Origin of the sequence: Ferruginibacter sp. (assembly GCF_014377975.1) — a bacterium.
Lineage (GTDB): Bacteria > Bacteroidota > Bacteroidia > Chitinophagales > Chitinophagaceae > Ferruginibacter.
This window is the reverse complement of sequence record NZ_JACMOO010000051.1, coordinates 1-7,688: the sequence shown is the minus strand read 5'-3', so window position 1 is coordinate 7,688 and position 7,688 is coordinate 1. Positions and strand designations below refer to the sequence as shown.

6 protein-coding genes are annotated in these 7,688 nt (G+C 39.8%); 3 read left to right on the top strand and 3 right to left on the bottom strand.

The window, feature by feature from the left end; genetic code table 11:
* Nucleotides 1-509 (top strand): toxin-antitoxin system YwqK family antitoxin (locus H7254_RS03340; protein ID WP_301931635.1); only part of this gene is annotated, 509 nt, incomplete at its 5' end.
* Nucleotides 499-1,128: an SCO family protein gene (locus H7254_RS03335; protein ID WP_301931634.1), complete on the top strand. Its 630-nt coding sequence runs from the start codon at nucleotides 499-501 to the stop codon at nucleotides 1,126-1,128. The genes H7254_RS03340 and H7254_RS03335, both read left to right, overlap by 11 nt.
* A 145-nt stretch (nucleotides 1,129-1,273) precedes the next feature.
* Here the strand turns inward: H7254_RS03335 and H7254_RS03330 are convergent, their stop codons facing one another.
* Nucleotides 1,274-2,359 carry an alpha/beta fold hydrolase gene (locus H7254_RS03330; RefSeq protein ID WP_301931633.1) on the bottom strand — a complete coding sequence of 362 codons (1,086 nt, stop codon included), beginning with the start codon at nucleotides 2,357-2,359 and terminating at the stop codon, nucleotides 1,274-1,276.
* A gap of 647 nt (nucleotides 2,360-3,006) precedes the next feature.
* Between H7254_RS03330 and H7254_RS03325 the strand changes: the two genes are divergently transcribed.
* Nucleotides 3,007-5,256: a c-type cytochrome gene (locus tag H7254_RS03325; RefSeq protein WP_301931632.1), complete on the top strand. Its 2,250-nt coding sequence runs from the start codon at nucleotides 3,007-3,009 to the stop codon at nucleotides 5,254-5,256.
* Nucleotides 5,257-5,374: 118 nt separating this feature from the next.
* Here the strand turns inward: H7254_RS03325 and H7254_RS03320 are convergent, their stop codons facing one another.
* Together H7254_RS03320 and H7254_RS03315 are read right to left on the bottom strand one after the other, a co-directional pair.
* Nucleotides 5,375-6,733 carry a PhoPQ-activated pathogenicity-related family protein gene (locus H7254_RS03320; protein WP_301931631.1) on the bottom strand — a complete coding sequence of 453 codons (1,359 nt, stop codon included), beginning with the start codon at nucleotides 6,731-6,733 and terminating at the stop codon, nucleotides 5,375-5,377.
* A gap of 514 nt (nucleotides 6,734-7,247) precedes the next feature.
* Nucleotides 7,248-7,688: YhcH/YjgK/YiaL family protein (locus tag H7254_RS03315; RefSeq protein ID WP_301931630.1), on the bottom strand; the 441-nt coding region annotated here is incomplete at its 5' end.

The following is a 7,688-nucleotide window of genomic DNA, read 5'->3' as shown; positions in this document are numbered from 1 at the left end:
TGCCAGCAGAAATATTTGTTTTAAAATCCTCCAATTCTATTTCAATAGTTAATGATATAATTTTCTATCATAAAAGTAGATTTACAGGGGTTTTATTTGAACTAAATTCCAATAAAAATGACACTGTCTTATTGGAAAGATGTCAACAAGGAGAGTTAAATGGTATTTCGAAAAAATGGTATCCTACGCATCAACTAATGGAAAGTCGAGCTTATAAATTTGGAAGAAAAGAAGGCAAACAAATTTCGTTTTGGGAAAATGGAAATAAACGGTTTGAATTTATAGCAAACAATGATGCTTATGAAGGAGAAATAAAGGAATGGTCAGTTGATGGCACCTTATTTAATGTAGCACATTTTGTAAATGGGCAAGAAGAAGGAGCACAAAAAATGTGGTATGAAAACGGTAAAATACGGGCAAATTATGTAATTATACATGGTAAGAGATATGGATTGTTAGGAACTAAAAATTGTAAAAATGTATCGGACAGTATTTTTGTTGTTAAGTAGTTTATTTTTTTTCAGTTGCGCTGAAAAAAAAACTAATTCTATCGCATTACCTTACTACAATGAGCCTGATTTTACGCCAATTTTTATTGAAAATAAATCAGACGTCAATAAAAAGATTACCCATACGATTGGCAATTTTTCATTCTTAAATCAAGACAGTATTTCTGTTAACCAAAAAAGAGTAGAAAATAAAATACACATTGCTAATTTTATTTTTACTTCTTGTGGCAGCATCTGCCCTACTATGACAAAGAATATGAAAATAGTTGGCGATAGTTTAAGTAGTGACAAAAATCTTGTGTTTTTGTCATTTTCCGTAACACCTTGGATAGACAAACCTTCGATACTTAAAAAATACAAAGAACGGAATGGTATTAAAAATGAAAACTGGGAATTTCTGACAGGTTCAAAAGGAGATATTTACAAATTAGCCAGACAGTCGTATTTTGCAGAAGAAAATATTGGGTTTAGCAAGGACAGCACAGAGTTTTTGCACACTGAACATTTTGTTTTGGTTGATAAAACTAAACGAATACGTGGTATCTATAACGGTACTTTGACATTGGAAATGGAAAAATTAATTGAAGACATAAAAACATTAGAAAAAGAAAAGGAATAGTACTTCCGCTGATATTAAGTTGTATAGATAAAAGCCTTCCCCAAAAAAGCTCCAATTATAAAAGCATTACACTCTTCATAACTTTAAACTAATTGCAGTGTAACATCACAGCATTCGCATTTTTATTTATCTCTTCTTATAAAAGTTATTGCTTCAAAAACTGCCCGATGGTTTCATTTAAAAATTTATCATCTTCGGGATTGCTGGCTGCGCCGGCGGTATGCCCCCATAAAGATGGAATCGGTTTAAAGGTAACACCTTTGATAAAGTTCGCTTCGTAAGTGGCATCGCCAATAGGAAAGTACAAGTCCGTTGCGGAGGGCATGTACAGGAACGGCACTTTAATGGAACGCAAAGCCGCTTCCGCGTCACCGTTAAAACCCCTGGTATTGCCAACATTATGGTATTCCCAGCTACGCATTTGTAAAATCAGATCATTGGCATCGGCACCGGGAATAAAATTGGTGCGGTATTCATGCAGCACCTGTTCAAAAGTAGTTCCGGGCCTGGCACCTACCCGCCACAGTTCTTTACGCCACCACTCCTGCGAGTACAACCAGGCCGTCCATACCACGCTAAACGCCTCAATACCCTTAACCGGCGGTGTAGTATAATCTCCATTATTAAAAGTGCAGTCAGCGGTAAGTGCCGCAATTTGTCCTTCTAAACGTACCACGCCATGTCCATAGGTTTTTGCGGTGCCGCAGGTAGCTGCAATGCGGTCAGCAAAAACAGGGTAGCTAACCGCCCATTGAAAAGCCTGCTGCGCACCCATCGAAAAACCGATGATCGCCCGCAGGTGGAAGATCTGTAAATCTTCCATCAGTAAACGGTGCACCGCTTCTACGTTATCGCGGATCTTCATGAGCGGAAAACGAGGGCCATGAAAAGGTTCCGGCGTATTGCTTGGCGAAGAGGAATGCCCGTTACCGAAAAGTTCTGTAGTTACTAAAAATAGTTTGCTGGTGTCAAGTGCTTTGCCCGGACCAATCAGCCATTCGTAGCCATGCCGGTCGGCCATATAGTGGGAGGGTAGCAATATGGCATTGCTATGCGCTGCATTCAGATGTCCATAAGTACCATACACAATATGGGCTTCAGGTAAAACAATCCCCTCCTCTGTGGTAAAATTTTTAATGATAAACTCGTGCCGGGGTACTTTGTCTTCGGGTGTGGTATTTTGCGCAAATACCTGTTGCGATAAGAATAAACATAGCAAAAATATTTTCATGCAAAACTGTTTTGAAGATGATGGAATTACCAGGAAAAATATAATTTTAATCTGCCGGAACAATCCCTTTTAAAGTAAGATCAATCTACACAAATTTATGGGTGAAAAAAGATGTTTTTTTGAGATGTGACTATTTTTGTTTTTGAAAGTTGTTAATACATCTATTTTATATTGCTGTTGAATGGTGTACATGCTTCCTTAGTAAAAATATCATTCAACAACATTTCGATTCGTATTGTTCTTGTTGGCTTCCACTTTTATTTCAAGGTTTACCTCCTTAGCCGGGAGGCTGCGTACCTGCAACGCGGCTGCTTTTGCTTATGCCATAAAAATTTGTTGTACATTTTTTATCTGCCGCCTACAGCGTTACCGAACCAACGAAAGGCCGTTTATGCAATTGCTGTTTTTAACTTGAGGTAAGTTTAAAGTATAAAATAAATTCGTAAAACGGTGTTAGCAGGGGCACAGCATAAAATTTGTGGTAAAGAAAGCTTGTGCAGGTGGCTGGTGATTGTTTTAATTATTGCCCTGCAAAAGTATCCCCTTTACTACTCTCCATATTTCCCGCTAAAATACTTTATCTTCCCCCCTGATTTGTCCCTTTGAATTTTCGTCAGCTCACTTATACAAAATATCAGAAACAATTCATGAAATCCATTCAATCAGCCGCCAGTATTTTATTTCTTTGTTGCCTTATCGCCTGTAACCAGCCATTAAAGGAAGAACCTGCACCCGAAAGGCCTGCTAAAATAAACCCCGATCCCTCGGCTGCAACCCTTAGCCCGGAAGAGAGCATGAAGACCATGCATTTACCGCCAGGATATCATTTGGAACTGGTAGCCAGTGAACCCGAAATACAGGAACCGGTTGCCGTTGTATGGGATGGCAATGGCCGGATGTATGTAGCGGAAATGCGTAGCTACATGCAGGATATTAATGGTACCGGGGAACGATTGCCCGTATGCCGCATCACAAGGCTGGAGGATACGGATGGTGATGGTAAAATGGATAAGCATACCATTTATATTGATAGCCTGATATTGCCCAGAATGATGCTGGCACTGGATGACAGGCTGATAGTAAATGAAACCTACACCAACAATTTATACAGCTACCGCGATAAAAATGGTGATGGAACCGCGGATGAAAAAACATTGATGTATCACAACGACACACCCGATGAAGCCAACCTTGAACACCAGAAGAGTGGACTGATCTGGAATATGGACAACTGGATTTATGTTACCCGGAATCCAATTCGCTTCCGTTATAACAATGGTATGCTTGTGGGAGATAGTTTATCCAGTCCTCCTAGCGGACAATGGGGATTGACCCAGGATAATTATGGCAGAATGTTTTTTTCTTCAGCAGGAGGAGAAACACCCGCACTAAATTTTCAGGAAAATCCGGTGTATGGTGAGCTGGATTTAGACAATCAGCGGGATAGTGCTTTTGATGCAGTGTGGCCCATCATCGGAACACCAGATGTGCAGGGAGGACAGCAACGTTTACGGGCCGATAGTACCCTGAACCATTTTACTGCATCCTGCGGCCAGACTGTTTTTCGTGGTGACCGGCTACCATCTGCCCTGCAGAATGATTTATTTATTTGTGAACCTGTTGGCCGCTTAATACGCCGGGCAAAAATGACAGATAACAGGGGAGAAATAATACTCAGCAATGCGTATGACAAAAGAGAATTTCTTGCTTCATCCGATATGAACTTCCGGCCGGTTAATACTGCTACCGGTCCTGATGGTTGTCTTTACATTGTTGATATGTATCATGGCATCATACAGGAAAGTGCATGGACAAAACCAGACAGTTATATACATCCGCAAATAAAACGCAAACAGCTTGATTTAAATATCAACCGCGGCAGAATCTACCGTGTGGTACATGATGGCTACAAACCAGGCCCACAGCCCCATTTGTTAACTGCTACCAATGAAGAACTGATATCTTTTCTTGCTCATCCAAATGGTTGGTGGCGGGAGAATGCGCAGAAGTTACTGGTGATACATGGTGATCAATCTGTAGTGCCGGCACTCAAAAAAATTGCATTGAATGAAAGGTCGTTCGTTGAAAAATTAACCTTCTGGAAAAAAGGTCCGGACCCTATTGCCAGGCTGCATGCGTTGTGGACATTGGAAGGCCTTAAAGCGATGGATGAACAAACAATTTCCGCAGCGCTAAAAGACGAGTATGCTGAAGTAAGAAAAGCCGCTATCCGTATGAGTGAGCCATTACTTCAACAAAGCAATAATACAATATTTGCTCAACTGGAGCGTATGAAAAATGATACCAATGCCGGTGTTCAAATACAACTTGCCTTATCACTCAGGTATAGTAAAAACCCAAATGCCGTTGCAATTTTAAAAGAATTTCAGCACAGGGATACCAGCAATCAACTGCTGGTAAAAGTAGCAGTAAGAAGTTTGCAGGAGGGAGATGAATCATTGAGTGAACTAAAAGCAGGCACCATGGGTATGGATGGTGACGACAGGGATCTGGTATACCAGGGTGCCAGTAATTTTAAACAATTGTGTATCACCTGCCATGGTCCGGATGGCAAAGGAATTCCTTCAATGATTGCACCCCCGTTGGCCGGTTCTGCCAGGGTGAATGGCGATAAAGCTATCCTGATAAATATTTTACTTCATGGTTTAAAAGGACCTATTGACGGTAAAAAATATCCCGACCAAATGTTATCGCAGCAAGCACAAACAGATGAATACATCGCTTCGGTACTGAGTTATATCAGAAACAGTTTTGGTAATAAATCAAGAGTGGTTTCTGCAGATGAAGTGAAGAATATCAGGACTGCTGCTAACGCCCGGCAAACTCCGTGGACGCTGGAGGAGTTATCGGCAGTGAATATGGCAAAGAAAAAATAACCTTGATGGTAGACTAACTGTTTAATAATTTTTACCTTAGGGATAAAGCGATATTTATCCCTAAGGTTTTTACCTGGATTTAGTTATAGTAAATAGCAGCGTTGCGATATGTCAGAAATCATAACAACGCTTTTTCATCCGTCATAAACACTCTTGTACTTTCAGTATATTCCCCACCATTTGCATCCTTGTATTTCAAATTCACATAAAAAGCACGGTACCCATTTTTTGGAAATGCTTCTGTAACTTTTACGGTACCCTTATGGTTTATACCCAGGCTTTTTGATGCCCATTTATCGTTTCTAAAATCCTTATCCGGCGAATCGGCTGACCAGATGATAACATCAGTAAGTTTATCAGCAGTTGTTTTTATATCAACTGCTACTCCCGCCGCAGTATTCGAAGTTTTCCAAACACATTGGGGATACGTTTTTTTTGAAAGTGTTAATCCAAAGAATGAACTCAGGCTTGCAAGCGCTTCCTTTTTATCACCCAGGTCGTGACCTACATTTGCTACATAATGCAATAAATTTTGGCCTGGGATACTGTCGTAATAATTTTTGATATTGTCAATCGGCCAGTACTCATCATTGGTACCCATCAATATCATTTTGGGCATGGTTAATTTCTGACGGTACGCATAAGGATCAATCATCGTAGTAAGGTCATTTGTTTTGGCTGATCCGATATCCTGCACTATCCCCAGCTTCACATAATCTTCTATTTGAATGCTGTAGTCGTTCCACACTTTAATCTGGTAATTCATACTTACGGGCATGTTGAGCATATCAATTACCATGGGTGCAATGGCCACCACACGAGGGTCGCTGGCGCCTGTTAGCCAGGTCGTCCAGCCACGTTTGGAAGCACCTGAAACAACAAAACGGTTAATGTGCTGATGTATATTTTGGTTACAAAATTCCTGCACGGCATCCATTGCATGCGTTGCACTTTTTACCATAGGAAAAAGTAGTGGCCATGAATAATCATTGTCTTCTTTAAACTGGTGCAGCGTAAATGAAATCAATGCATCTTCCGTCAGCGTATCATACAAAGGCTGATTGGGTGTTTGTTTTAAGATGGCCACAACCGCATTATTGTGGGTGGCAACTTCACCCAAACCAATCATTAATGCATCCTCCTTGCTGCCCCAGTTTGGCAGGCCTTTATTATTGATGCTTCCACCAGTGATAAACAATAAAGCGCCATCGTAATTTATTTTCTGCGGTACAATGATACTCAATTCGTGTGTCCAGGTATATTCCCTCCACTTTTGCGAGGTGAGTAATAATGCATACACCGTGGCATCTTTTATTTTAAAGGTTTCTTTAATTTCCCATTTATACGTTTTGTCGCCATTGCTTAAATAGTGTTGCAAAGCAGTAGCAGGCGTTATGGCGGTTTGAGCAACGATGTTGCCCGGCAATAACTGAATTGCCGTTAAACCAAAAAGCATTTTAAATACAATCTTATTCATTGGATGATTTTTTTATTAAGGATGTTTACCGCGTATTTTTAAAACAATATCTATAATCAAATTACAATTTGCCTGTTTAAAGATAGTAATTGCTGAAATACAACACACTGCCAGGCGTATATTTAAATCGTGGCTGACCTTATCGCAATTCTGTTACACCAACCGGAAAAGTTGTTTATACTTTCTCTATTTTTCAATGGATTAGTCTGTTTATTTTCTGCTATAAGTACTTCGGTACACAACCCTGCTGCCAATGCTAGAACCAATGATCTGGCTGCAATTTTTTCTAAAAAAATCGGGCGGGATGATTTATTTTTTTCTTTTATGATAAATAAATTTTTATCTGAATGATATTGTTTATCAGAAGCTGTTTAAAATAATTATCAGCATACTTTATAACTTTACAAGTGGCCAGTGGGGCGTAGCTACGGCGATTAGCCGGAACAGGTGAGCCTTCCAACCTCAGGATGGCAATGAAAATTTTATTTTAGACAGCTTAATAGATTGATAACAATTATTCTGCTTTGGCGACCTGTATTTTAATTACAATTTTCTTTACCACATCATATCCATCTGCTTTTATTGTTGGGCGGTGTGCATCATTGGGAAAGAACAAAAAAAATGTTCCAGGATCAGTTGTATAGTAAGTGCCATCCGCGGTATAATTCATCGCATCCGGAGTATAAGGTTTTGTAACGGTAGCCTTTGACGCATCTGCCACACCAATGATTTCTTTTCCTTTTATGATATATTGCAGGTCAATATATTTTTTGTGAGATTCCCATTTTACATCTGCCATGTTTTTACTAGGTTCATCCGTTACCGAAATAAAAACGGTTTCACCGATGAGCGGACGTTTGCCGATAGGCATATTTATCAAATCCTGCGTTTGTAAAAAAGCAAATGCAGTATCCCACAATTTTTTATTGGTATGATATGCTTCATAGAATGCAGC

Bases quoted from the DNA above. Each gene is read 5' to 3' on its own strand.
- H7254_RS03330 (WP_301931633.1), bottom strand. From the start codon at position 2,359: ATGAAAATATTTTTGCTATGTTTATTCTTATCGCAACAGGTATTTGCG.
- H7254_RS03325 (WP_301931632.1), top strand. From the start codon at position 3,007: ATGAAATCCATTCAATCAGCCGCCAGTATTTTATTTCTTTGTTGCCTT.
- H7254_RS03320 (WP_301931631.1), bottom strand. From the start codon at position 6,733: ATGAATAAGATTGTATTTAAAATGCTTTTTGGTTTAACGGCAATTCAG.